This window comes from Arthrobacter sp. R4, assembly GCF_051365025.1.
Lineage (GTDB): Bacteria > Actinomycetota > Actinomycetes > Actinomycetales > Micrococcaceae > Arthrobacter.
Window position 1 is genome coordinate 88,735 of record NZ_JBLWIJ010000008.1, and the last position, 24,890, is coordinate 113,624.

General features: G+C 64.5%; 21 protein-coding genes. 9 read left to right on the plus strand and 12 right to left on the minus strand.

The annotated features are described in order from the left end of the window. Positions 1–42: 42 nt before the first annotated feature. The gene (locus tag ACLKOZ_RS04350; RefSeq protein WP_436473088.1) at positions 43–1,578 is read right to left on the minus strand and encodes a putative bifunctional diguanylate cyclase/phosphodiesterase; all 1,536 of its coding nucleotides are present in this window, start codon (positions 1,576–1,578) and stop codon (positions 43–45) included. Positions 1,579–1,599: 21 nt separating this feature from the next. After that, on the minus strand, positions 1,600–3,207 hold the full coding sequence (locus tag ACLKOZ_RS04355; protein WP_436473503.1) for an ATP-binding protein: 1,608 nt from the start codon (positions 3,205–3,207) through the stop codon (positions 1,600–1,602). A gap of 241 nt (positions 3,208–3,448) precedes the next feature. On the opposite strand from ACLKOZ_RS04355, the gene ACLKOZ_RS04360 reads away from it, so the two are divergent. Then, on the plus strand, positions 3,449–4,258 hold the full coding sequence (locus tag ACLKOZ_RS04360; RefSeq protein WP_436473504.1) for a class I SAM-dependent methyltransferase: 810 nt from the start codon (positions 3,449–3,451) through the stop codon (positions 4,256–4,258). 9 nt (positions 4,259–4,267) lie between these two features. Here the strand turns inward: ACLKOZ_RS04360 and ACLKOZ_RS04365 are convergent, their stop codons facing one another. The 3 genes from ACLKOZ_RS04365 to ACLKOZ_RS04375 are packed head-to-tail and all read right to left on the minus strand — an operon-like array spanning position 4,268 to position 7,737. Next, a complete protein-coding gene (locus ACLKOZ_RS04365) occupies positions 4,268–5,251 on the minus strand; it encodes a ribokinase (protein WP_436473090.1) in 984 nt (327 codons plus the stop codon). Continuing rightward, on the minus strand, positions 5,248–6,675 hold the full coding sequence (locus ACLKOZ_RS04370) for an MFS transporter (protein WP_436473091.1): 1,428 nt from the start codon (positions 6,673–6,675) through the stop codon (positions 5,248–5,250). The genes ACLKOZ_RS04365 and ACLKOZ_RS04370 overlap by 4 nt, the downstream gene beginning before the upstream one ends. After that, positions 6,676–7,737: a nucleoside hydrolase gene (locus tag ACLKOZ_RS04375; protein ID WP_337350609.1), complete on the minus strand. Its 1,062-nt coding sequence runs from the start codon at positions 7,735–7,737 to the stop codon at positions 6,676–6,678. A gap of 234 nt (positions 7,738–7,971) precedes the next feature. Here ACLKOZ_RS04375 and ACLKOZ_RS04380 point away from each other — a divergent pair, with 234 nt between their 5' ends. Further along, a complete protein-coding gene (locus ACLKOZ_RS04380) occupies positions 7,972–8,949 on the plus strand; it encodes a LacI family DNA-binding transcriptional regulator (protein ID WP_337350771.1) in 978 nt (325 codons plus the stop codon). Between the two features lie 162 nt (positions 8,950–9,111). Next, a complete protein-coding gene (locus ACLKOZ_RS04385; protein WP_436473093.1) occupies positions 9,112–10,236 on the plus strand; it encodes a glycerate kinase in 1,125 nt (374 codons plus the stop codon). A gap of 49 nt (positions 10,237–10,285) precedes the next feature. Here the strand turns inward: ACLKOZ_RS04385 and ACLKOZ_RS04390 are convergent, their stop codons facing one another. The 6 genes from ACLKOZ_RS04390 to ACLKOZ_RS04415 are packed head-to-tail and all read right to left on the minus strand — an operon-like array spanning position 10,286 to position 17,277. Then, positions 10,286–11,497: a fumarylacetoacetate hydrolase family protein gene (locus ACLKOZ_RS04390; protein ID WP_436473095.1), complete on the minus strand. Its 1,212-nt coding sequence runs from the start codon at positions 11,495–11,497 to the stop codon at positions 10,286–10,288. Between the two features lie 5 nt (positions 11,498–11,502). Beyond that, on the minus strand, positions 11,503–12,972 hold the full coding sequence (locus ACLKOZ_RS04395) for an aldehyde dehydrogenase (NADP(+)) (RefSeq protein ID WP_436473097.1): 1,470 nt from the start codon (positions 12,970–12,972) through the stop codon (positions 11,503–11,505). Positions 12,973–13,003: 31 nt separating this feature from the next. Continuing rightward, a complete protein-coding gene (locus tag ACLKOZ_RS04400; protein WP_337350613.1) occupies positions 13,004–14,191 on the minus strand; it encodes a mandelate racemase/muconate lactonizing enzyme family protein in 1,188 nt (395 codons plus the stop codon). A 7-nt stretch (positions 14,192–14,198) separates the two neighbouring features. Continuing rightward, positions 14,199–15,032, minus strand: coding sequence for a carbohydrate ABC transporter permease (locus ACLKOZ_RS04405; protein WP_337345370.1), 834 nt, complete (start codon positions 15,030–15,032; stop codon positions 14,199–14,201). Continuing rightward, entirely contained in the window at positions 15,032–16,018 is a 987-nt protein-coding gene (locus tag ACLKOZ_RS04410; protein WP_436473100.1) for a carbohydrate ABC transporter permease, read from the minus strand. The genes ACLKOZ_RS04405 and ACLKOZ_RS04410 overlap by 1 nt, the downstream gene beginning before the upstream one ends. Continuing rightward, entirely contained in the window at positions 16,015–17,277 is a 1,263-nt protein-coding gene (locus tag ACLKOZ_RS04415) for an ABC transporter substrate-binding protein (protein ID WP_436473102.1), read from the minus strand. Before ACLKOZ_RS04415 ends, ACLKOZ_RS04410 begins: the two co-directional genes overlap by 4 nt. Before the next feature lie 111 nt (positions 17,278–17,388). On the opposite strand from ACLKOZ_RS04415, the gene ACLKOZ_RS04420 reads away from it, so the two are divergent. Then, positions 17,389–18,132, plus strand: a complete 744-nt coding sequence (locus ACLKOZ_RS04420; protein ID WP_436473104.1) for a FadR/GntR family transcriptional regulator — start codon at positions 17,389–17,391, stop codon at positions 18,130–18,132. A 57-nt stretch (positions 18,133–18,189) separates the two neighbouring features. On the opposite strand, the gene ACLKOZ_RS04425 is transcribed toward ACLKOZ_RS04420, so the two are convergent. Next, positions 18,190–19,230: a LacI family DNA-binding transcriptional regulator gene (locus tag ACLKOZ_RS04425; protein WP_436473105.1), complete on the minus strand. Its 1,041-nt coding sequence runs from the start codon at positions 19,228–19,230 to the stop codon at positions 18,190–18,192. 232 nt (positions 19,231–19,462) lie between these two features. Here ACLKOZ_RS04425 and ACLKOZ_RS04430 point away from each other — a divergent pair, with 232 nt between their 5' ends. From ACLKOZ_RS04430 to ACLKOZ_RS04450, 5 genes are read left to right on the plus strand one after another with little or no spacing between them, the layout of a single operon-like run. Further along, entirely contained in the window at positions 19,463–20,794 is a 1,332-nt protein-coding gene (locus tag ACLKOZ_RS04430; RefSeq protein WP_436473107.1) for an extracellular solute-binding protein, read from the plus strand. Continuing rightward, positions 20,791–21,729, plus strand: a complete 939-nt coding sequence (locus tag ACLKOZ_RS04435) for a carbohydrate ABC transporter permease (protein WP_436473109.1) — start codon at positions 20,791–20,793, stop codon at positions 21,727–21,729. The genes ACLKOZ_RS04430 and ACLKOZ_RS04435 overlap by 4 nt, the downstream gene beginning before the upstream one ends. Position 21,730: 1 nt before the next feature. Further along, entirely contained in the window at positions 21,731–22,636 is a 906-nt protein-coding gene (locus ACLKOZ_RS04440) for a carbohydrate ABC transporter permease (protein WP_337345377.1), read from the plus strand. Between the two features lie 30 nt (positions 22,637–22,666). Further along, entirely contained in the window at positions 22,667–23,857 is a 1,191-nt protein-coding gene (locus ACLKOZ_RS04445) for a Gfo/Idh/MocA family protein (RefSeq protein ID WP_436473112.1), read from the plus strand. Positions 23,858–23,884: 27 nt separating this feature from the next. Then, the gene (locus ACLKOZ_RS04450) at positions 23,885–24,889 is read left to right on the plus strand and encodes a sugar phosphate isomerase/epimerase family protein (protein ID WP_436473113.1); all 1,005 of its coding nucleotides are present in this window, start codon (positions 23,885–23,887) and stop codon (positions 24,887–24,889) included. Position 24,890: the final 1 nt, after the last annotated feature.

Here is a 24,890-nt window from a genome sequence, read left to right on the forward strand (position 1 = left end):
GATCGTATATCGGGCAGGGCAAAAGTACAGCCCTTTTCCGCACTATAGGCCCACATTCCCGGCCGGAAACGCCGCCGCCACCAGGGCGGGGATATCCTCGGCGGGCAAGGGCCTGCTGAAGAAGTAGCCCTGCGCACTGAGGCAGCCCAGGTTGCGCAAGTGCTCAGCCTGCTCAGCCGTTTCCACACCTTCCCATACAGCTTCGAGCCCGCAGGCCCGCACCAGTTGCAGGACTGCGGCCACCAGGGCTGGCTGGCTGGGGTCCGTTCCCAGCCCAACGATCAGGGAACGGTCCACCTTGACCCGATCCACCGGGAGCCGCCGAAGGTAGCTGATGGATGAATAACCCGTCCCGAAATCGTCGATTTCGATCCCGACGCCCAGCCCGCGCAGGCCGCCCAGCGAATAGCGGTCCAGATCATTGCCCTTCACGATGGCCATCTCGGTGAGCTCCAGGACAACCTGCTCGGGACGGACACCCGTCTCCTTCAAAACTCCCCGGACATCCTCGATGAACTGGAGGCTCTGCAGGTCGGTGGCCGAAATGTTGATCCGTATCGAGAACCTGCTGTCCACCGCGTCTTCGTCGACCCACTGGCGCAGCTGCTCCACGGCGGTAGTGAGGACCCAGCGGCCCAGCTCCGAGATCAGGCCGGCCTCTTCCGCCAAGGGGATGAATTCATCGGGCATGATCCGTCCCCGGGTGGGGTGGTTCCAGCGGATCAGTGCCTCCACACCCTCCACGCGGCCGGTGGCCAGCTCCACCACAGGCTGGTAATGGAGCACCAGGCCTTCGCCCTTCAGCGCGGACCTCAGGTCATCCAACAGCTGGCTGCGGAGCCTGCGCACCAGCAGGAGCCCGGGCTCGAAGAAGTGGAGCCGGTTCAGGCCCTCCGCTTTTGAGGCGTACATGGCCACATCGGCCTGCATCAGCATTTCTTCTGGGCCCTGGCCGGCATCCCCGACGCTCAGGCCCAGGCTTGCGGCGCAGCGGATGCTCCGGTCGGGAAGCTCGATCGGTTCTTTCAGCGCTGCCAGGATCCGTTGTCCAACGACGGCGGCCTGGTCGGCTCCCGTCGCCGGCATCACTATGGCAAACTCATCGCCGCCCAACCGGGCCACGACGTCGGTGCTCCGGACTGCATTGCGGATGCGTTCAGCCACGGTGATCAGCACCTTGTCCCCGGCGGTGTGGCCCTGGGTGTCGTTGATCGATTTGAAGGCGTCCAGGTCCAGCAGCAGGATGACGGGTGAGTCTCCCGTCCCGTCGGACTGCGCCGACTTCAGCGCAGTCAGGAGCGCTGAACGGTTGGCCAGCCCGGTGAGCGGGTCCTGCATGGCCATTTTCTGCATCTCCAGGTGGGCCTCGTGGAGCAGCTTGGTCCTGACCTCCACCCGCTGTTCAAGTTCCTCGTAGATAATCTGCAGGTCTTCGGCGAGGAGGTTCGTGCCCATGATGATGGCATCGAGCTCGTCCCTGGCGGGGGACACTTCAATCCTCGAGTTGAGGTCGCCGGAGGCCAGCCGGACGATGCCCTCCAGCAGCTGCGAGACCCTGGGGTCATTGTCAGCAAACACCTGGAATGCTCCTTCCGGCGGTCAGCTCGCCCGGGCCTCATGGGCAAGCGGCAGGGTCACGGTGACCGTGGTGCCTGCTCCCAGCTCCGAGGCCACATCAATGTGGCCCCCGTGCCGGCTCACGATGTCCTTCGTGATGGCCAGGCCCAGGCCGGTGCCCGGGACCGCCCCCGCCATGGCATTGGAAGCGCGGTAGAAGCGCGTGAAGACATGGGAGATTTCCTCACTGGAAATGCCTATCCCGGTGTCCGTCACGCGGACGGTTGCCCATCGCGTACCGTCAGAGTCGGCATGGGCAGCACTTCCCACGTGGATCTTTCCTCCGCTGGGAGTGAACTTGATGGCATTGGAGACCAAGTTGGTGAAGACCTGCTGCAGTTGAACCTCATCCCCCATGAGTTCAGGATCCTCCTGTGCGGGTTCCAGCGCTATGGTGACATCCTGCAGCGTGGCCAACGGGCGGAGGGCGCCGGCCACGATTTCCAGCGTACGGCCCAGCCGGACCGGCGTCAGGTGAAGCTGGCCATCGCCGCCTCCGCTGCGGGAAACGCTCAGCATGTCCTCGATGAGCATCCGCAGCCGTTCCGTGTTCCTGACCACGATGTCCAGCATCTGGTGGACCTCCGGCGACACGGGATCCGCCGTGCTCTCCTGGATCATGTCCAGGTACGCCATGATCGACGTCAATGGCGTTCGCAGTTCATGGTTGACCGTCGCGAGGAAATCGGTCTTGGCCTTGTCCAGCTCCTGCAGTTGCTTGACTACCTGGAGCTGGCTGCTGATCAGGTGGCTTTGGATCAGTCCATGGGCTGCATTGCCTGCCACATGCTGGATGAGCCCCAGTTCGGCGCGTGACCACGCCCGCGGGCTGTCCAGCAGGGCGATCCACAAAATGCCCAGGGAAGAGTTTCCTTCTCCCATGGGCACCACCACAGATGCCTTCGCGTGCAGGTCCTCCAGCGACTTGGGGAGCCTGATGGAACCGTCTGAGCCGTCGGAGGTCAGCACTTCAGCCCTGGCCCACAGCTGGTCGGCCGTGGAGCGGGCTGTGGCTTCATCCTCCAGCGGGCCCGCCCGCAGCGGATCCAGGCCGGGCCGGCTCCACTGGGCGGTGATTGGGGGAACACGTTCATCTTCGAACGTGGTCAGCCACACGTGGTCGGCGCCAAACGTTTCGCCAAACCCGGTCACGACGTAGTCGGCGATTTCCTGCGGATCATTGGTTCCCCGCACGGCAGCCGAAACCAGCCTGAGCTGCTCGCGCAAGGCCTCGGCCTCCTGCCGTGCCCGGGTGCGCCGCTCCACGAGGTTGATCAGGGCAGTTGCGCGGTGCACCAGCTCTTTGGCAGCCGGAGGCTTGGCGATGCAGTCCCGGACGCCCGAACCTTCGATGGCGGCGATCTCGGTGGCATCGTCCAGGTCCACCAGCACCAGCACCGGCACGCGGGACTCCCGCGGAGAGAGGGAACTGTCAACCACAAGGACCGACGGCCGGCCGCCCTCGAGCAGCGGGAAAAGGGTCCCGGCGTCCTCTGCCGTGTGGACTAAATAGCCGGCGTCGCGGAGGGCTGCGGCGCTGGACGCCAGCCGCCCGCCGTCGGGGTCGGCCACCACAGCTGTGCGTTGCATAGCTGTGACAAAGGGTGTGTCCGCTGCCACTATGCTCCCTTCGCTCCTGATTGAGTACATTCTAGGGGGATGCGGCACGGCTGCTCCCGAATCGGGGCGTGTACCGATGTGCCGGGGTTGAAGCTGCCCGGGCTTGCACGTTGGCCTGGCTGGGGACAGATACCCGGCAGTAACCGACGTTAACTGAAGAATTGTTGCCTGCCCGACATATATTTGGACCGTGTCTTCCCCAGCGAAAACCATGCGCTCCGCCCTGCGGAAGTACCTCATGGTCCCCAAACTCATCAGGCTGTCCCGCTCCGCGCCGAAGGACAGGACTGTTGCCTGGGACCGGTACTGGGCCGGAATAGCCCAAACCGGTGCACAGAGCGAAGTGCTGTGGGACTCCGGAAGCGATCACGAGTTGCTTGGCTACGCTGCCGTGCTCCAGCGGCACCTGGATCCGGCTTTGCCGGTGGTGGACGTGGGATGCGGCCATGGCAGCTTCACCCGTGCCCTGGCACCGTTTTTCCCGAGGGCCATCGGCGTGGACGTGTCCTCCCACGCCGTGGAGCGGGCCCAGGAAGAGTCCGCGGGAATGGACAATGTCACCTTCCTGGTGCGCGACATGACCCAACCGGATGCCGGTGCCGGTCTAGCCGACGGGACCGACGCCAACGTCTTCATCCGTGGCGTCCTGCACGTGCTGGAACCGGCCGAGCGGAGGGCCCTGGCGGAGAATCTCCGGCAAGTGGTGGGGACGCGCGGCGCGGTCTTCCTGGCCGAAACCAATTTCCAGGGCAATGCCGTTGAGTACGTGACACATCTTGGCGCCACGAAGGAAGCTATCCCCGCGCCGTTGGAACGTGCCATCCGCGAACTGCCAATGCCCGGCCACTTTGGCCCGGCAGAGCGCAGCAAGGCCTTGCCGCCGGAGACCTGGGAATTGCTGGAGGACGGACCCACTACCATCGAAATAAACCCGATGACCGGGGACGCCGGCGCCAGCCTCGTCCCCGGCTACTTCGCGGTGTTGAAGCCCCGGAACCAGTCCCCGCAACCCCCGGCGTAAGCGGCGGCCCTAGTTCCGGGGATCCAGCCGCCGCTCCACGTCTCCCAGGTCGGGGTAGGCAGCCTGCGTACCCTTGCGCGTGGTGGCCAGGGCAGCCGCCACCGAGGCGAACCGGGCAGCAGCCGCCAGCGGCTGGCCTGCGGCGAGGCGTGCGGCCACGGCCCCCGTGAACGCGTCCCCGGCGCCGGTGGTGTCCACAGCTTTGACCGCTGTGGGCGCAATCTTCGTGATTTTCGGACCGGCCGCCTCTGAGTCCAGGACCACGGAACCTTCCGCGCCGAGGGTGAGAAGGACCTTGAGCAGCCCGCGCTCGGCGAACCGGACCCTGATCCGGTCCCAGTCGGCGTCGTCCGCTGCGGCGTCCGGCATCCCTCCTGAGCCAAGGAAAAGTGACGCCTCGTGGGCGTTGACCAACAGGACGTCCGTCAGGCCCGTCAGTTCGCGGTTGATCGCCGCGAACGGCGAGAGGTTCAGCAGCACGGTGGCGCCGGCGTCGTGCCCGGCCCGCGCTGCGGCCTCCACTGTTTCTGGGCTGACTTCCAGGCAGAGGCAGACCACCGCGGCGCCGTCGAACTCCTCCGCTGACGCCGCGACGTCCGTGGGGGACAGCGTGCCGTTGGCGCCGGCGGAGATGATGATGTTGTTCTCGCCGTTTTCGTCGACGGCGATGACAGCCACACCCGTAGCCTCGGACGCGGACGAGCGAACCCGCGAAATGTCCACGCCGGCGCTGGCCGCGGACGTCAGAAGCATCTCGCCGTTGGCGTCATTCCCCACGGCGCCGACGAGGCTCACGGAGCCGCCCAGCAGGCTCGCCGCAACGGCCTGGTTGGCGCTCTTGCCGCCGGGATTGACGGCAAAGCCGGTGCCGTGCACCGTTTCGCCCGGCAGCGGGAGCCGCTCGCAGTAGATGGTCAGGTCCGCGTTCAGGGACCCGACGACGACGATCCGGCCGATCTTTTCGACGGCGGTGCCTGCGGTTCCGGCGCTCATTCGGCCACCTCAGCCTCAACCGGCTTCGGGATCAGGAGCGAGGCCGCAAACGCCGCAACCGTGATGACCAGCCCGGTGACCACGACGGTCAGGTAGGAAGCCTTTGCGTCCCCCAGCGCCGACGTCGCCACCAGCACGGCAGGGAGCACCAGGAAGCTGAGGCCGGCACCGAGGTTGAAGGCACCGGCGTTCATGCCGGGCAGGAAGCCGGGGTTGCCGGCAGGGGAGAGCACCACACCGAGGCCGTTGAGCATGATGTTGACCGTACCGGCGTACATGATGCCCAGCAAGACGGTTCCGGCGATCATCAGCGGCAGGCTGCTGAGCCCGAAGAACGCGATGATGGCCAGGGCCGCGACGCTGCCCAGCATGCCGATGCGCAGCACCTTGGTGTAACCAAACACGGGTGCCAGCTTGCCGCTGAGGGGTCCCACCACCCAGCCGAGAAGGGCGTACGGCGTAAGGATGATGAGCGACATTTCGGTGGGGCCCACGCCGAACCCGGGAGCCGCAGCCTGCACGTAGGCGGGAATGATGCCATTGATGACGGCGAAGATGCCAGTCATGGTCAGGGTAGTGGTCAGCAGCGGCGCCCACGTGGAGCGCTGGCGCAGGTGAGCGGTCTCCACCATGGGCTCCTTCGCCCGCTTTTCCACCGTCCAGAACGCATAAAACGCGACGGCGGCAACGGCCACCAGGCCGATGGCCAGGATGAGGGTGCCCGCCGAGAACGCGCCCACCAGCTTGGAGCCTTCGTTCAGGGCCGTGAGCAGTGCGCCGACGGCCACCACGATGAAGAACACACCCAGCCAGTCCATGCTGGTTCCGGCAGCCGGTTTGCTTTCGCCGGCAAGGAAGGCGATCAGGGCAGTGGCCACGACTGCAAGGACCACCATCAGCCAGAAGATGCTGCGGAAGCCGTAGTGCTCGGCGAAGTAACCGCCCACGAAGGAGTCAACGCCCGCCACTCCGCCGTTGACTGCAGTGATGAGGCCCATAAGCGTGCCGTACTTGCGCGGGTTGGCGACGGCGGAGCGCAGCATGATGAGGCATAGCGGCACGGTGGGGCCGCTGACGCCTTGGATGATGCGGCCCACAAACAGCCACGTGACGTCCGGGGCCAGTGCCGCGATGACGGAACCGACCGCCATCAGCAGCATCATGCCGATCAGGATCTTCTTGCGGCCGATGATGTCGCTCAGGCGCGGCAGGAAGAGTGAGAACAGTGCGGCCGCAGTAAAGAACCACGTCTGGGACAGTCCGATGACGGCCTGGTCGGTGTTCAGTTCGTTGCCCATGGTGACGAGGGCAGGGCTGAGCATGGAGGCGTTGAGCTGGAACGCCACGCAGGCTGCCAGCAGGGCGACCATGAGGGCGGTGACGTTGCCGCTGGAAGTCTTGGTTTCGGTGAGTGTGGCGGTCATTTACTTGATCCCTCCGATGGTGACCTGGGCACGTTCCTGGCGTTCGACGTCGGCCGCGTTGGCGTTGGTGCCCTTCTCGCCGGTGAGCGGTTCGCCGATCCGGATGAGCGCGTCGGTGACGAGGTCCCAGAACCGTCCGTGGTCCAGGTCGACGGCGACAGAGGTGTTGCAGTCCGCGGGAGCAGGTGCGCGGAAGTCAGCCACCGTCATTCCAAGGGTCAGCCTGCCCTGGAGTTCGATGTCAACGGGCACCCTGCGCGTGGTGACAATGCTGGGGTCGATCACGTAGGCCACGGCGCAGGGGTCGTGCACTGGCGGGTAGTCGAAGCCCTGGGCATCTTTGTAGGTCCGGGTGAAGAACTCCATCAGTTCCATCACGAACTTCGCCGGTTTGGTGCCAACTGCGTCGATCTTCGCCACGACTTCCGGGGTGGCGAGTGCCTGGTGGGTGAGGTCAAGGCCCACCATCACCACGGGCCACTTTTCGTTGAACACGATGTGCGCTGCCTCGGGGTCGATGATGATGTTGAACTCAGCCACGGCGCTCCAGTTGCCTACGTGGTAGCCGCCGCCCATGAGGACCACTTCCTTGACACGCTCCACGATGCGCGGTTCCTTGCGGGCAGCCATGGCGATGTTGGTCAGTCCGGCGGTGGGGACCAGGGTCACGGTGCCCGGTTCGTGGGCCATGACGGTATCGATGATGAGGTCGACGGCGTGGCGGGGGTCCAGCTCGATGGCGGACTCGGGCTGGGCGGGGCCATCCATGCCGCTTTCGCCGTGGATGTCCGGCGCTGTTTCGATAGTGCGCACCAGTGGCCGGTCGCAGCCGGCGGCGAACGGAACACCCGTGATGCCGGCGATAGTCCCTACGGACAGGGCGTTGCGGGTGACTTTTTCTAGGGTCTGGTTGCCCACCACGGTGGTAACAGCCAGGAGCTCGATATCCGGGTTGCCGTGCGCGAGCAGCATCGCCACGGCGTCGTCATGGCCCGGGTCGCAATCCAGGATGATCTTTTTGCGGCCGGGGGTGGCGGGGTTGGGGTCCACGTTTGTCTCCACGTCATTGGGGCCTGCCAGGGCGGGGCACCGGCAGGGCGCTAAAGCAATCAAGGGAGATCATGGCATCCGGGACGTCCGTACGTCAAGCGCTTAACGTAGATTGAGTCAAGCGCTTGATGCCTTGGGATGTCTGGTGGCGGCGAGTGGGCCGCCAGCGCCGACTACCATCGAGGTATGGAAACCGCGGAGCACACCCAGCAGCAGCCGGGCCGGGGACCGCGGGTCACGGCAGCCATGGTTGCCGCCCGGGCCGGCGTCTCGACGGCGACTGTTTCCCTGGTGGCCAATGGCAAAACCCGGGGCCGCGTATCCGAGGACAACATCACGCGCGTGCGGGACGCGATCGCTGAGCTTGGCTATGTGGTGGACAGTGTGGGCAGCTCGCTCGCCAAGGGCGTGAGCTCCATTGTCATCCTGGTGGCGCCGGATATCTCCAACCCGTTCTTCGCCAAGGTCATCGCCGGAGTCAGGGAATCCCTGGGCGCGGACTACCAGCTCCTTTTGTCCGTGACGGATGCAGGCGAGTTTCCCCAGGCCCACGATGTCCGCAAGCTGATGGCACTTCGCCCGGCCGGCCTTCTCGTGGACGCCCCGAACTCCGACTTCCTTGAGGACCTCTCGGCTGCCGGGCCGCTGGTGTTGCTCGACGCCCCCGGGCTGGAGTCGTACGCGCCCTCAGTGAACCTTGACGTGGCCTCCGGGGCACGCCAGTTGGCAGCCCATTTGGCCGAGGCCGGGCACCGGACGGTGGCCTACGTGGACAGCGTGACCGGCACCGCCACCTTCGATGTCCGGCGCACCGCCTTCCTGGAAGAAGCCGCACTGCGGGGGATCTCGGTGCCTTCCGGCTGCATTATCAGCACCACGATCGACGTCGGTGCGGCGGCGGCCGCCTTCACGCAGGCGTGGCCGCTTTGGCAGCGGGCCGGGGTGACCGCCGTCGTCTGCGGTACCGATACCCACGCCTACGGTGTGCTGCAGGAGGCCCGGGTGGCAGGCGTCCGCATTCCCCACCAGCTTGCCGTAGCCGGCTTTGACGACCTCCCGTATTCGGCTACGAGCAATCCCGGCCTTACCAGCGTGCACCTGCCTGCGACGCCGCTGGGCCAGAAGGCAGGGGAGCAGCTGCGGGCCCTCATGGAGGGCAGGCCGCTGGAACAGGCCCAGCTGACCTTGGCGAGCTCCCTCGTGGTGCGCGGCTCCACGGCCTGACTGTTCCCCCGCCGCGCCCCCACCCAACTAGGTAGCAGCAGATGTCGTTTTGAGCCCTGAAAACGACATCTGCTGCTACTTAGTTGGGGAGACGGCCGAGTACGCGTCCGTATTACGGATCTGGCAAGCGCGTTCCGGAGCGTGGCTGGCATGATGGACCGCATGCGCATTCTCATTGCTCCGGACAAGTTCAAGGGCTCGCTGACGGCCGCCGAGGCGGCAGCCGCCATCGCCGAAGGGGCGCTGCGGGTCTACCCGGACGCAGTGGCCACCCAGTTCCCCGTGGCCGACGGCGGCGAGGGAACCTTGGAGGCGGCCGTCTCGGCGGGCTACGAAGAGCGGCTTAACGCAGTGGTTGGCCCCATCCTGGCTCCCGTCGGGGCAGCGTGGGCCATCCGTAAAACCGCCTTCGGCGGCGCCACCGCCGTGATCGAGACGGCGCAAGCGTCCGGGCTGGCCGAAATGGAGCCCACCCCCGAGAACTCGCTGCGTGCCCACAGCTACGGCTGCGGGCAGTTGGTGGCCGCGGCGCTGGATGCCGGGGCAACGGAAATCGTGCTGGGCCTTGGCGGATCGGCCATGACCGACGGCGGCAGCGGCGCCCTGCGCGCGCTCGGCCTCAAGCCGCTGGACTCCGCCGGAAACGTAGTGCCGCTCGGTGGCGGGTCGCTCGCCGACGTGGTCGCTCTGGATACCTCAGAGCTGGATCCCCGTTTGTCCGCAGTGCAGTTTCGGATTGCCGTGGACGTCCGGAACCCGCTGTACGGGCCCGAGGGTGCCGCCCACGTTTTCGGCCCGCAGAAGGGCGCCGACGCAGACGCCGTTGAACTGCTCGACGCCGGCCTGCGGAACTGGGCATCAGTGCTGCGGGAATCGACCGGCCGGGACGTCAACATTCCGGGCGCGGGCGCGGCCGGCGGGTTCCCGGCGTCGTTCCTGGCCTTCACCGACGCCAAGCTGGAAGGCGGCTTCGCGCTGGTGGCCGGGCTCACCGGTCTCGCCGAGCAGCTGGGGGTCTCGGACCTGGTGATCACCGGTGAGGGTTCCATGGATTCCCAGTCCCTGACCGGGAAGGCGCCCATCGCGCTTGCCGACGCCGCCCGTGAACTTGGCATCCCGGTCATTGTGGTGGCCGGACGCATCCTGGTGACGCAGGAGGACCTCGCCGAACACGGCGTGGTGGCCGCTGCCCAGCTCCTCGATGTCGCGGCGAGCCCGGAAGACGCCGTCGCCAATGCCGCCAAGTACCTCACTTGGGCCACCACACAGGTGCTCGAAGGGGCCTAACAGTCCAACGCCAGGACTGGATGGCTGCCCTCGTGCCGGGTCGAGTCGTTCACCGGGCCGCGTTATCCAGCTGCCCTGGAGCTGCGCCGGCAACGCCTGCGGGGGTGCCCGTCGCCAGCTGAGAGAGATAGCTGAACAAGGCCCCAATCCCGAAGGTCCACGGCTCTATGTCCTCGGTCCGCTGCGTTTGGTTGACGAGCGTCCCGAGCCGGGGGCTGCTGATGGTGACGATGTCGCCGTTCTTGTGCGTGAAGCCGAGGCCTTCGGTGTCGCGGTCCTGGGTGGGGGCGAAGAGTGTTCCTGTGAAAAGGGCGAAGCCATCGGGGTATTGGTGATGGTTTCCGCGGGCTGCCCTGATGAGTTCTTCGAAGGGGCGGCTGATGCGGGCCAGGCTGTTGCGCCCCTCCATCTGGTAGCCGTCCCGGCCTTCTACAGTGAGGGTGATTTCTTCTGTCCGTAGGGACTCGAGTGTGAAGTCCTGGTGGAAGAGCCGGATCAGTGGGCCGATGGCGCAGGATGCGTTGTTGTCCTTCGCCATTCCGAGAAGGAGTGCGCTGCGGCCTTCCACATCCCGCAGGTTGACGTCGTTACCAAGCGTTGCGCCCCGGACTTGGCCGGCGGAGTCGATGATGAGGACGAGCTCAGGTTCGGGGTTGTTCCACGAGGAGAAGCTGGGAATCCCGACGTCGGCACCAAAACCCACGGAGGAAAGGACAGGTGCTTTGGTGAATACCTCCGGATCGGGGCCTAGCCCGACTTCCAAATACTGTGACCACATGCCTTGGGCACCCAACAACCGCTTGGCCTCCCGGGCCTGCTCTGATCCTGGACGCACGGACTCCAGGCTGCTGCCGAGGGCTTGGGCGACAGTCTGGCGGACTTCCGCGGCGCGGTTGAAATCGCCACCGCAGCGCTCCTCGATGACACGCTCGATCATGCTCTCAACGAACGTCACGCCGCAGGCTTTGACCACCTGAAGATCAATGGGGGCCAGCAGGTGGGGCCGGCTGCGGTCCCGTTCCAGCGAAGCCTCTGTTAATTCCGCGAGGCCCCAACGGCGGGTGGCTGCCGTATTGAGAACAAGCTCCAGTGGGTTCTCGTGGTCCATGAGCTCAGCGACCGTGCGGACTTCGGGGGTCAGATCGAAAACATCTTCGCTCCGGACACAGACCACTCTTGGACCGCCGGAGGCGGGGTCCCAGACGCGGCCGATGAGGACCGCTTCTTGGGAGTCAGTTGGAACCATTTGCCGTGAGGTCATGTTGATCATTTGGCGTTCTCACCTGCAGTGGCTGATTCGTAGAGTCCGTCGACCCGCCGCCGGATGCCCCAAGGGTTGTCCTCCCGCAGCGGCTCGGGCAATTGCGCCGGCGGGAAGGAGTCGTACGCAACGGGACGCATAAAGCGGCCGATCGCTGCGGTTCCGACGGATGTGGTGGTCGCTGTGGTGGCGGGGTAGGGGCCTCCGTGGTGCTGCGCATAGGTTACCGTCACCCCGGTTGGCCAGGCGTTCCAGACCAGGCGACCAGCCCGCTCCCTCAGTTCCGTAACCAACTCAGTGACATCTTCGTCGGGATCCGCGTGGACCGTGGCCGTCAGCTGCCCCTCCAGGAGGCGGGCAAGCGAGGCCAGGTCTGTCCCTGGCCTGTACGCGATCACCAATGTGGCGGGGCCGAACATCTCGCGTTCGAGGATTTCCGGGCGCCGGCGGATTTCATCAGCGGTCGTGAGCAGGATCGTGGGCCGGGGTGCCTCCGATTCGTCCCCGGGCACCAGGACTTCAACGCCGAGGATAGCCCGGACCGTGTTCAGTGCTTTGTCGTACCCCTCCCGCAACTTCGGGCTGAGGAGGGAATGTGCGGATTTCGAGGACAGTTCCCGGCGAAGAATCCCGGCGATTTCGTCGCCGTCGGTGAACGGTGCGAACAGCAGCCCTGGTTTCGTGCAGAACTGGCCCATGCCCATGGTGAAGGACGTGGCGTAGCCGGCAAGGATCTCCTCGCGCCTGGCTCTCCATGCCCGTTCGGTGACAAAGACCGGGTTGATGCTGCCCAGTTCGCCGTAGAACGGGATGGGAGCAGGGCGCCGGGAGGCCCGGTCGAAGAGGGCCCTCCCGCCGGCCGTCGATCCGGTGAATCCGATGGCCTTCACGAGTGGATGGTCAACGAGCAGTTCCGCTGCCTCGCGGCCTACGACCGTGGAAAAAAGGCCAACGGGCGCGCCGGCCCGTTCGAGCGCTTCCTGAACTACGGCACCGGTCCGCACGGCTAAGTGCAGATGTCCTTCATGGATCTTGTGTACGACGGCGCAGCCCGCTGCCAGGGCAGATGCGCTGTCGCCGCCCATGACGCTGAAGGCAAACGGGAAGTTTGAGGCCCCAAAAACACCAACCACACCCAGCGGCACGGAAAGTCGCCGGATGTCCGGTCGCGGGCCCATACCCCACGATGGGTCGGCGTGATCAATGGTTGCTTCAAGGTGTTCACCTTGGGTGATTTCGGCCATGAACAGCCGAAGTTGAAACACGGACCTCCTGAGCTCCGAGCGGAGCCGTCCTTCTTCCAGGTGCGTTTCCTGGCGTCCCAAGGTGACCAGCTCGTCAGCGTGGGCTTCCAACGCGGAGGCGACCTCTTCCAGCCAGCGGGCGCGTACTTGCGGCGCGAGGTCTCTGGCCTGCTCATAGGCGCTGTGGGCGGTGACGATACGGTTCTGTGTCTCATCGCGTGATGTGGTCATCGCTTGTTCCTTCCGGGGGTTCTCCCGTTGCTCAGATGGCCGGTGTGCGCTCAAGGTTGAAGTAGGAGCGGGCATCCGGAGGGCGGATGTCCGCGACGGCATCATGGAAGATTCGCATCGGGTGCGGCGTGTACGGGTGTTCGGCGATCGCTTCGAAGTCGAGTTCGATGCCCAGGCCGATGCCTTCGGGGATGAGGATGTCACCCTCCCCGGTCAGCTGGAGGCGCTCGTTGGAGATCTCGCTGCGCCACGGCACGTCCGAGGCCATGATTTCCAGGTAGCGGAAATTGGGCAGCATCGCGCCCAACTGCAGGGTGGCCGCGGTACTGAGTGGTCCGCTCGGGTTGTGCGGTGCGAACGGAATGTAATGGGCCGCTGCGAGCGTAGAGATGAACGACAGCTCCAGGAGCCCGCCGGCGTGCGTGACATCGGGCTGGATGTAGTCCACCGCGTTCCGTGAGAGGGCGGGGACGAAGGTGTTGCGTCCGAACCAGCGTTCCCCGGCAGCGATGGGTACCGGCGATTTGGAGCGTATCTCCAGGAGCGCATCGATCCCATCCGGCGGGCATGGTTCTTCGAAAAACACCGGCTGGAACTGCTCGATTTCGCGTGCGACCCGAATGGCTGTCGGGACATCGAACCGGCCGTGTCCTTCAATGAACAGCTCCACGTCGTCCCCCACTGCCTCGCGGACAGCGGCGACGGGCTCGAGCATGCGCCGCAGATCTCGCGGTTCGAGGGTGAGGTCAGCGGCTTCGAATGGATCCCACTTGAGTCCGCGGAAGCCTTGGGCGACCGTCTGGACGGCGGCCTCGGCGAAGTCCTCAGCCGTTTTGGCTCCGGAGAACCAGCCGTTGGCATAGGCCCGGACTCTGTCGCGGACCTGTCCACCCAGCATGCGGTGGACAGGGACGCCAAGCGCGCGGGCAGAGACGTCCCACATCGCCATTTCGAGGGCGCTGAGCGCTGTCATCGAGACGGGCCCTCCACGCCAGTAGGCATCGCGGTTGAGCTCGTAAATGGTTTGGGAGATCCGGGTGGGGTCCTTGCCGCGGACCGCGTCGGCGAGCACGGCGACGGCGCCGCGGACCGCGTGTTCCTGGCCTTCGAGGGTTGCCTCGGCGATGCCGGTGAGTCCCTCGTCGGTGCTGAGCCGGACGAAGATGAGGTTCGTCCGGTAGAAGTCGACAACGACGGTGTCGAGGTTGGTGATTTTCATTCGTGGATCATCCTTTAACAGCGCCCGCGGTCATCCCGCTGACGACATATCGTTGTGCGAACAGATAGAAGGCGACGGCCGGCAGCGTGAACAGGAGGCCGACGGCCATGATGGTCTGGATAGAGGTGTCCTGCTCACCGATGAACCCGGCGACACCGACTGAGGCCGGCTGCAGGGACTTGTCGAACACGAAGGTGACCGCGAAGACGTACTCGTTCCAGGCACTGAAGAAGGCGATCACTGCGGCGGCGGCTATCGCCGGGGCTATCAGTGGCAGGATGATGCGGGCGAGGACGGTGGGCGGACGGCTGCCGTCGACCCTCGCGGCCTCGTCCAGCTCGCGGGGAACGCCGTCTATGGCCCCCTTGAGAATCAGTGCCACCACGGGCAGTGTGAATGCGGTGTCGGCCAGGATCAGCCCGTGCAGCGAGTTCAGCAGGTCGAATCGCCGGAAGATAGCAAACAACGGAACAACCAGCAGCGCCTCGGGGAGCATCTGCGTGAACAGCAGCGCCAGCCCAACTACCGCCTTGCCGCGGAAAGTGAACCTCGACAGGGCATAGCCGAGGGGGATGCCCAGTCCGATGGACAGGACAGTTGTCCCGGCTGCAACGATGAAGCTGTTGAGCAGCCAGCCGACCACCTGGCCGTCCGCCAGTGCATCTGCGAAGACGCCGAAGCGGGAGAAGTCGGGAAGCAGGTTTATTGATGATGACCCGAAAAGCGCCTCGTCAGGGGCCAGAGCGGTCACAAACATCCAGTAGATGGGGAAAATTGAAATCCCGAGGACGAAGAGAACGGCGAGGGTACGGGCCGTCACTCCCAAACGTATGCGGCGCATTATGCCTCCTTGGCGGCCGCGCGGGCGACGAATCGACTGCCGGCGATGACGATCAGGGAGATGACAATGCCCACCATGCCGATGGCCGCGGCCGTCCCCAGCTGCTTTGATTCAAACGCCTGGGCGTAGAGGTCGATCACGAGGGTGCGCGTAGAGCCCAGGGGTCCGCCGCGGGTCATCAGCCAGATCAGCTCGAAGCGGCGCAGTGACCAGATGGTCATCAATACCGCGACCAAACCGATCGTCGGCTTCAGAACCTGCCAGGTCACCACCCGGAAGATCATCCAGCGTCCTGCGCCGTCGACCTGAGCGGCTTCCACCAGCTCCTGCGGAACGCCTTGCAGGGCCGAGAGGAGCACGACCGCCACGAACGGCACCAGCTGCCAGATTGTGGTGACAAGGATTGCCGCGAGCGCCAGCCTGGGGTTGTCGAGGATACCATTGGGACCCGGGTCGATTCCTATTCCCCGAAGTAGGCGTGTGAGGATGCCGAACTGCGGGTTGAACATCCATGTCGCAATGAGTGCGACGGCAATTCCAGGTGCCGCCCAGGGCACGGTGACCAGCGAGCGGGCGACCGCCCGGCCAGGGAACCGGCCGTTCAGCAGGAGGGCTACGAGCAGGCCAAGGCCCACTGCGCCGATGACGCACGCCGTGACGTAGATGAGCGTGGTGAGCAGGGTCTGGCGGAACCCGGGGTCTGCCAGGACGGACTGGTAGTTCGCCAGCCCGACCCAGATGTTGTTGTTTGGGTTGAGCAGGGTGGTCCTCGTAAAGCTGAGCCAAACCTCCTGCAGGAGCGGGACCAGTTGGAAGACGATGATGTAAAGGGCTGCGGGGGCAAGAAAGAGGTACGGGGTCCAAGGGCTCCCGGCCGGGCTCCTGCGGCGTCGCTTGCTTCCTGTGCGACGGGTGTCGGGGGCCGGCGTCCCAGCCGGCCCAAGGGGCCGCGCCAGAAGGCGCGGACCCTTGCTTTGGTCTGTCATCGCCCGACCAGCTCCTCCGCCTGCTTCTGTGCCTTCTCCATCGCAGTCGCCATATCCTGCTGGCCCTGGAGTGCGGTCAGCACTTCGGTTACTACGATGTGGCGGATGTCTGCAGTCTGCGGACCGAAACCGTTCACGATCTGAGGGACTCCCGAGTCGGTCAGCTCATCAAGCGTCGGAAGGAACGGGAACTTCTGGAGGCTTTCGGCGCTGCGCTCTGTCGGCGTTGCCACGCTGCTGGCGCCGAGCACTTCCTGGAGTTTGACCTGCTGTGCGGGCTGGAGCATCCAGTTGATGAAGTCAAGCGCCGCATCCTTGTGCTTGCTGTTGGCATTGACGGTGATTGGAGCCAGCAACGCCCCCTGCTTCTTTTCCGGGAACGGAATGCGGGCCACACTGAAGTTGAGGTTCGCGTTGGCAGACTTGGTGGCCGTCACGTAGCCGCCGTTGTTGAGTTCCATTCCGACCTTGCCGTTGGCAAACATTTTGCGGAACGTAGCGGCGTCGGCGCCCTTCGGGATGACGTTCGCGTCGTAGAGCTGCTTGTACGCTTCCAGGCCATCAATCACCTTCGGCGAGTCGAGGGTGAGCTTTTCGCCGTCTGACCAGTCACCCCCAAAGCCAAGGACGTAGTTGAAGATGTCCTGCCAGACGCCGGCCTCTTCCGCCTGGGTTTGCCGGAAGGCGAGACCGTAGACATCGCCCTTGGTGGTGTCTTTGGCCGTCTGGACAAACTCCTCGAATGTCTTTGGGGCTTCGGGGATGAGGTCCTTGTTGTAGAACATGCCGTAGTTCGAATTCTCGAAGACCACGCCGTATCGGTGATCATCGACGGTCAGGTACTTGTCCGGGCCGGGAATGAGGTTCAACTTTTCCGCGTCGATCTTGTCGTCGAGGGGCTCGAGCAGGCCGGAGGACGCTGCCGTCGAGAATTCCGGCATGTCGAAGCGGACCAGGTCCGGACCTTCACCGCCGCCCATCTGTGTCAGTACGGTTTGGCCGAAACTGGGGTATGGCACTGACGCCGGTTCGACCGTGACGGTGTCCTGGCTGGCGTTGTACTCATCAATCAGCTTCTGCAGGCCGGGCCCACGGCCCGGGTCGCCGAGCGTCGAAGCCGCAAAGGTAATGGTTGCAGGCTCCGGGCTGGCCGACGAGCCGTTGGACGCCGGCGAACATCCAGCGAGTGCCGTGGCGCCCGCTGCCAGGACGGCAAGGATCGAAATTGTTCTCGAGCGGCGGGATAGGCGTGATGACATAGCTACTCCTTCGTAAGCGATCGTGTGGTGAGCTTCGCCACATCAATACTTATATTACTAATAATAGGTATAAAGGCAATAGTGAACGGGAAGCGGGGTAAAGTTGTCTACATGACCAATCTGCACTCGGGCCTCGTTGACATGCTTGGGCTCCGCATCGTCCGGGGCGACTACCCCCCGGGAACCCGGATCGACGTCGACTCCCTCGAGCCCGAGTTCGGAGTCAGCAAAACTGCTATCCGGGAGGCCTTGCGCGTCATTCGCGAGAAGGGGCTTATCGACTCCTGGCCAAAGCGCGGAACGATCGTGAACGACCGCAAGGCTTGGAAGCTGCTGGACAGCGACGTCATTATGTGGCGGCGCTCCGCGCGGCGAGACGATGACCGTCTCCTGGCGGAGCTTTCGCAGTTGCGGGACGTCATTGAACCGGCCGCGGCCAAGCTGGCTGCACAGTATCGGAAGCCGGAAGATATTGAGGCGCTGAGGCGATCGTTCGCCGAGTTCGAGATGGCGGGGCAGGACGTCGAACGGCTCGCCGCGGCGGACCAGGACTTCCACCTCCACCTGCTGCGGGCGACGCATAACGAACTGATGATGCGTCTTGACGTGGTCATTGTGCACGCCCTTAATGCCCGAAACAGGATCCAGCACCATCCCGGCGCGGCCTGGCTCGATCCGGTCCCGGACCATCGGCGGGTGCTCGATGCGGTCGAAGCGGGCGACCCCCAAGCGGCAGAAGCGGCCATGAAATATGCGATTCGGGAGTCCGACGTAGACCTCACCAGCGGAGAGCCCGTGTTTGATGAGCCGGTTGCCCGCCCCAGCTTCAGCAGTGACGGATCAACTGCCCGTTAGGGACCCCGGGCTCCTGATCCACTGACGGCTCCCCTCCTGTGGCTTGGTGCGGGGCGCTCAGGCCGGGGGTGGTGCCGTTGAATCGCGGACGATTACATGGGTAGCCAGTTCGACGCGGTGGGAATCCGGGACTTCCCCGCGGGCCTGGCGGAGCAGGGCGCGCAGCGCTGCGCGCCCCATTTCCTCCAGTGGCTGGGCAACTGATGTCAGCGCCGGTGTGGATTCCTCGCCTTGCTTTGTTCCGTCGAAGCCCACAAGGCTGAGGTCCTCAGGAATATTTATGGCGTGGTGGCCTGCTTCGCTGATGACACCCAGCGCAATGCTGTCGCTTCCGGCAAAGATTGCCGTGGGGCGATGGTCCAGCTTGAGCAGCGCCCTGAGCCCCGTTATGCCGCTCTCCCTTCGGAACCTACCCCCGGAAATTATGTACTGGGGATCAATGGGCACGCCCCTCGCCATTAGCGCGGCCATGTAGCCGTGGAGGCGCGCCTGGTTGCATTCAGCCCCCTCGATGCCGCCTATGTAGGCGATGCGGCGATGCCCCAACTCCAGCAGATGTTCTGTCGCTGCTTTGCCACCGGCCCAATTGGTCGCTCCTACGCTGACCACGTCGGCCGAGGGCGCATTGAGCGGATCAATCACGACGACGGGAATATGCCGGCGCCGGAACGCATGCAGCTGGGCCTCGCTGAAAGCGGACGTCACCACGATCATTCCCGCCCTGCCCTCGTCCAGCATGCGCTGTGCGCGACGTTCGGGGCTGCGCTGGCCCATCGGCGCCGCGCCGGTGACGCTTACCAGAATCTCGACGTCGGCACCCGCAGCAAACTCCAGTACGCCATTGAGAACCTCAACCATGTAGGCGGAATCGAGCACGTCGATGACCACCTCAACGACCGTGCCGGTCTCTCCGGCTGCACGTCGCTGCAGTGGCGACTGGTACCCGGCCTGTTCCAGCGCGGCCAAGATACGGGCGCGTGTGGCCGGCGCAACGTCCTCACGGCCGTTCACGACTTTCGAGACTGTAGGTGTTGAGACCCCGGCCTGCCGCGCCACGGTGGCCAGCGTCGGTTTAGCCTGGCGCGTCTTGTGTGCCATGAGGTTCGCAACCTTTCGATAGTTTCGGTAATTGCATTCTTCAGAACGTCGCTGTCAGGGTCAAGCGTACTTGCACAGATCGTACGAAACTTTCCGAAACCTCTTGACGGCGCGGCTTTCATGGACTTAGTTTAGACCGTGACCTAAATCACCGGTCCGAAATATTTCGAAACACATCAGGCGGCCCACGCCCGTCGGATGGCTCAAAGAAGCACTTTCAGATGGAGAAGCAATGAAGCAACCCCAGTCCTCCCGGCGCTCTTTCCTCGCCCTTGCTGCCCTAACTCCCTTTGCTGCCATGGCGGCGACTGCCTGTGGAACGTCAGGACCGGGGACCTCCAGCAACGGCGGAGGCGGTGCCAGCATGTGGTACCTGTCCGGCGAACCGAACCAGACCACGATGCAGAAGGCGGTGGACACCTTTAGTTCGGCCAACGCCAACGACAAAATCGCGGTGACCTACTTCCAAAACGATGCCTACAAAACCAAGATCAAAACCGCGATCGGCGCCGGCCAGGCACCCACCATCATCTACGGCTGGGGCGGCGGGACGCTGAAAACCTATGCCGAGGCCAACCAGGTAGACGATCTGACCGGCTGGTTTGAAGAGAATCCTGACCTGAAGAAGAAGTTCTTCCCGGCGTCCTTCGGTGCAGCTACCGTCAATGGGAAAATCTACGCGCTGCCCAACCAGTACGTCGCGCCGATCGTCCTGTTCTACAACAAGGAACTGTTCGCGAAGGCCGGCGTCCAGCCGCCAAAGACCTGGGATGACGTCATGTCCCTGGTGAAGACCTTCAATGGCATGGGGGTGGCGCCGTTCTCCCTTGGTGGGCAGTCACGCTGGACCTCCATGATGTGGCTTGAATACCTGCTCGACCGAATCGGCGGCGCCGAGGTATTCAAGGCAATCTTCGAAGGAAAGCCCAATGCCTGGAAGGATCCGGCCGTGATCGAGACGGGCACAAAGATCCAGGAGCTCGTCTCGGCAGACGGCTTCATCAAGGGCTTCTCCTCCATCGCCGCTGACTCCAATGCTGACCAGGCGCTTCTGTTCACGGGCAAGGCAGCCATGATGCTGCATGGTTCGTGGACCTATGGCGCCATGAAGAAGGGCGGCCAGAACTTCGTCCAGGACGGGAAGCTGGGCTTCGTCCAGTTCCCGACCGTTGCCGGCGGCAAGGGCGACCCTAAGAACGGTGTGGGGAACCCAGCGCAGTACATGTCGATCTCCTCCAAGGCCACAGACAAGGAAAAGGAATCGGCGAAGAAGTTCTTCAAGGACGGCATCCTGACCGAGACGGTCATCGATACCTACATCAATTCCGGATCCGTTCCGATTGTCAACGGCATCGAAGACAAGCTCAACACGTCGGCCGACAAGGATTTCCTGAATTTCGTCTACGATCTGGCCAAGAACGCGCCGAACTTCCAGCAGTCGTGGGACCAGGCCCTGAGCCCCACCGCCGCCGAAGCCCTGCTGAACAACATCGACCAGCTGTTCCTCAAGTCGATCACGCCCCAGCAGTTCGCTGAGAACATGAATGCCACCCTCGGGAAATGAGTAACGCCGTCTCCACCGCCCGTGGGACCAGGGCCAACGCCAGAACTGACGCTGGGCAAAGCGGACAGCGAAATACGGCCCTCGCGTGGCTGGCAATTCCTGCCCTGGTCTTCTTCCTGGTCTTCGCCGTCGTCCCGCTGGCCGGTGTCCTTATCCTGAGTTTCGCCAGTTGGGACGGCATCGGTGCCATCGGTTCGGCGGGGCTGGGCAATTGGTTCTCGGTGCTTGCGGACCCGGGGCTGTACAGCTCCCTCGGACTGACTTTCCTGATCATGATCGCGTCGTGGTTGGTGCAGACGCCCATCAGCCTCCTTTTGGGGGTCTTCACCGCTGGAAGCCAGCGCTACCGGGCCGCCCTGGCGGTGCTGTATTTTTTGCCGCTGCTGCTCTCGTCGGCCGCCGTCGCGATCGCCTTCAAGGCCCTGCTGGACCCGAATTTCGGCCTGGCCACAGGCCTGGGGCTGCCGTTCCTGGCCCAGGACTGGCTGGGAGTCCCGCATCTGGCACTGGGGCTGGTGATCTTTGTGATTGCGTGGCAGTTCGTGCCGTTCCATACGCTCATCTACCAGGGTGGAGTGCGGCAGATTCCCAAGTCACTGTACGAAGCAGCGGAGATCGACGGGGCGGGGATTATCAAGCAGTTCTTCCACATCACCCTCCCCCAGTTGAAGTACACCATCATCACCTCGTCCACCCTGATGGTGGTGGGGTCCCTGACGTATTTCGACCTGATCTTCGTCCTGACTGGCGGCGGCCCGGGCAACTCCACCCGGATCCTGGCCCTGGACATGTACCTGCGGGGGTTCCGGGCCAACCTTATGGGTCCTGCCAGCGTCATCGCCGTCATTCTCGTACTCATCGGCCTTGCACTCGCCCTGTTCCTCCAGCGCCTTGGAGGCAAGGACAAGCAGGGCAGCCAATTGGAAGGTATGTAGGGTGAGCACTGTACTGAAAAGCAGCGCGGAGGAAACTCCCGCCGGTTCCCGGGCCAACCCGTCCGCCGTCAAGCGGGGGTTCGGTTCCCGGATGAGGCGGCTCAACGTCCCTGCTGGCCTGGGCGGCTGGTTCTGGCTGGCCATCATCATCATTCCGGTTTACTACGTAGTGATCACCAGCCTGAAGACGCAGGCAGGCTACTTCGGCCAGAATCCGCTGGCCCTTCCCACAGAGCCAACCCTGGAGAACTACCAACTGGTCCTTGAGAAAGACTTCGCCAAGTACTTCATGAACAGCACCATCGTCACACTCGGTGCCGTCATCCCCACGGTGCTTGTCTCGTTCATGGCCGCATTTGCCATTGTCCGGGGCAAGGGCAGGTTCCTGAAGATGGTCAACGGCATGTTCCTGATGGGACTGGCCATACCGCTGCAGGCAACGATCATCCCGATCTACCTGATGATCATCCGGCTGAACCTGTACGACAGCCTGCTGGCGCTCATGCTCCCCTCCATCGCCTTCGCTATCCCGTTGACGGTCCTGATCCTGTCCAACTTCATCCGTGATGTGCCGAACGAACTGTTCGAGTCCATGCGGCTGGACGGCTGCAGTGAATGGCAGACCATGTGGCGCCTGGCCTTGCCGCTGACCCGCCCTGCGATCGTGACTGTCGCCATCTACAACGGCCTGCATGTATGGAACGGATTCCTGCTGCCGCTGATCCTTACCCAGAGCCCCGGCTTGCGCGTCCTTCCCCTGGGTCTGTGGACCTTCCAAGGGGAATACAGCGTCAACATTCCGGCCGTGCTTGCCTCGGTGGTGCTCAGCACCCTCCCAATCCTCGTGCTCTACGTGGTGGGCCGCCGTCAGTTGCTCAGCGGCCTGACCGCCGGATTCAGTAAGTAACAACCAGGAACTTCACGAAAGGACAGACACATGACCTCCGCACGGCCCCTTCGCGTCGGCATGGTGGGTTACGCCTTCATGGGCGCAGCACACTCCCACGCCTGGCACACCGCACCACGGTTTTTCGACCTGCCGCTGCAGCCCCGGCTCACCGCCGTCGCCGGCCGGAACGCCGATGCCGCCAGGGCAGCCGCGGACAAGCTGGGCTGGGACTCGGTGGAGACGGACTGGCGCCGCCTGATCGAGCGCGACGACATCGACCTGATCGACATCTGCACACCCGGCGACACCCACGCCGAGATCGCCATAGCAGCCCTCGAGGCCGGAAAGCACGTGCTGTGCGAGAAGCCGCTGGCGAACTCCGTGGAGGAAGCCGAGCGGATGACCCTCGCTGCAGAGACCGCCGCCAAGCAGGGAGTCATGTCCATGTGCGGCTTCAGCTACCGCCGCACCCCGGCGCTGGCGCTGGCTAAACGGTTCGTGGAGCAGGGCCGGCTGGGCGAGATCCGCCACATCCGGGCGCAGTATCTGCAGGACTGGCTCTCTGATGCCAACGCCCCCATGACCTGGCGGCTGGACAAGAGCAAGTCAGGGTCCGGGTCCCTCGGCGACATCGGTGCGCACAGCATCGACGCCGCCCAGTGGGTGGCAGGGCAGAGCATCACGGGCGTTTCGGCGCTGCTTGAAACGTTTGTCCCGGAACGCCCGCTGGCCGGCGACCTCGTGGGCCTGGGCGGCCACGGCGACCTCAGCGGCGATGCGCCCCGCGGGAAGGTCACCGTGGATGACGCCGCCATCTTCAGTGCAAGGTTCGACGGCGGCGCTTCCGCGGGTGCGATCGGCGTCTTTGAAGCTACGCGGTACGCGCTGGGCCGGAAGAACGCCATGCGTTTGGAACTGAACGGCACCAAAGGCTCCCTCGCCTTCGATTTCGAGGACATGAACGTCCTGTCCTTCTATGACGCGGCAGAGTCCCCGGACGCCGGCTTCCGGAAAATCTTCGTCACCGAACCCGAGCACCCGTACGTCGGCAACTGGTGGCCCACCGGCCACGGCCTGGGCTACGAGCACGGCTTCACCCACCAGGTGGTGGACCTGGTCACCGCAATCGGTGAGGGCCGCCAGCCGGAACCGTCCTTCGCGGACGCCTTGCAGGTCCAGCGGGTCCTGGCGGCCGTGGAGGCCAGCGCCGCCAACTCCAGCCAGTGGCAGAAGGTCTAGGAACGTGAACACAGGAGAAGGAACACCATGACACGACCAATCACGCTTTTTACCGGCCAGTGGGCCGACCTGCCGTTCGAGGAGGTGGCCCGGCTCGCCGGCGAGTGGGGCTTCGACGGTCTCGAGATCGCCTGCTGGGGCGACCATTTGGACCCCCGCCGGGCGGCGGAGGACGACAACTACCTCCAGGGCAGGCTGGACATCCTGGAGAAGAACCACCTGAAGGTCTTCGCCATCGCCAACCACCTCACCGGCCAGGCCGTGTGTGATGACCCCATCGACGAACGCCACCAGGGCATCCTGTCCGCGGAGATCTGGGGCGACGGCGACCCAGAGGGTGTTCGCCGCCGGGCCGCGGAGTCCATGAAGGACACGGCACGGGCCGCCGCGCGCCTGGGCGTCAAGACAGTGACAGGCTTTACCGGCTCGTCCATCTGGAAGGCGGTGGCCATGTTCCCGCCCGCCTCCGAGGCAATGATCGACGCCGGCTACCAGGACTTCGCGGACCGCTGGAACCCTATCCTGGATGTCTTCGACGAGGTGGGCGTCCGTTTCGCCCTTGAGGTCCACCCGTCCGAAATCGCCTACGACTACTGGACGGCCAAGCGCACCCTGGAGGCGATCGGGCACCGCAAGAGCTTTGGGCTTAACTTCGACCCGTCCCACTTCATCTGGCAGGACCTGGATCCGGTGATGTTCCTCCAGGACTTCGCGGACCACATCCTCCACGTGCACGTCAAGGAATCAGTCCGCCAGCTCGATGGCCGCAACGGGCGCCTGGGCTCCCACCTGGCGTGGGCGGACCCCCGGCGCGGCTGGGACTTCGTCACCGCCGGGCACGGGGACGTCCAGTGGAACCGGATCTTCCGCACCCTGAACGCCATCGGCTACACCGGGCCCACCAGCATCGAGTGGGAGGACGCCGGCATGGACCGGCTCGTCGGTGCACCGCAGGCACTGGCCATGGTCAAGGAACTCGCCCGCATCGCCCCGCCGGCAGCCGCTTTCGACGCCGCCTTCTCCAGCCGCTGAC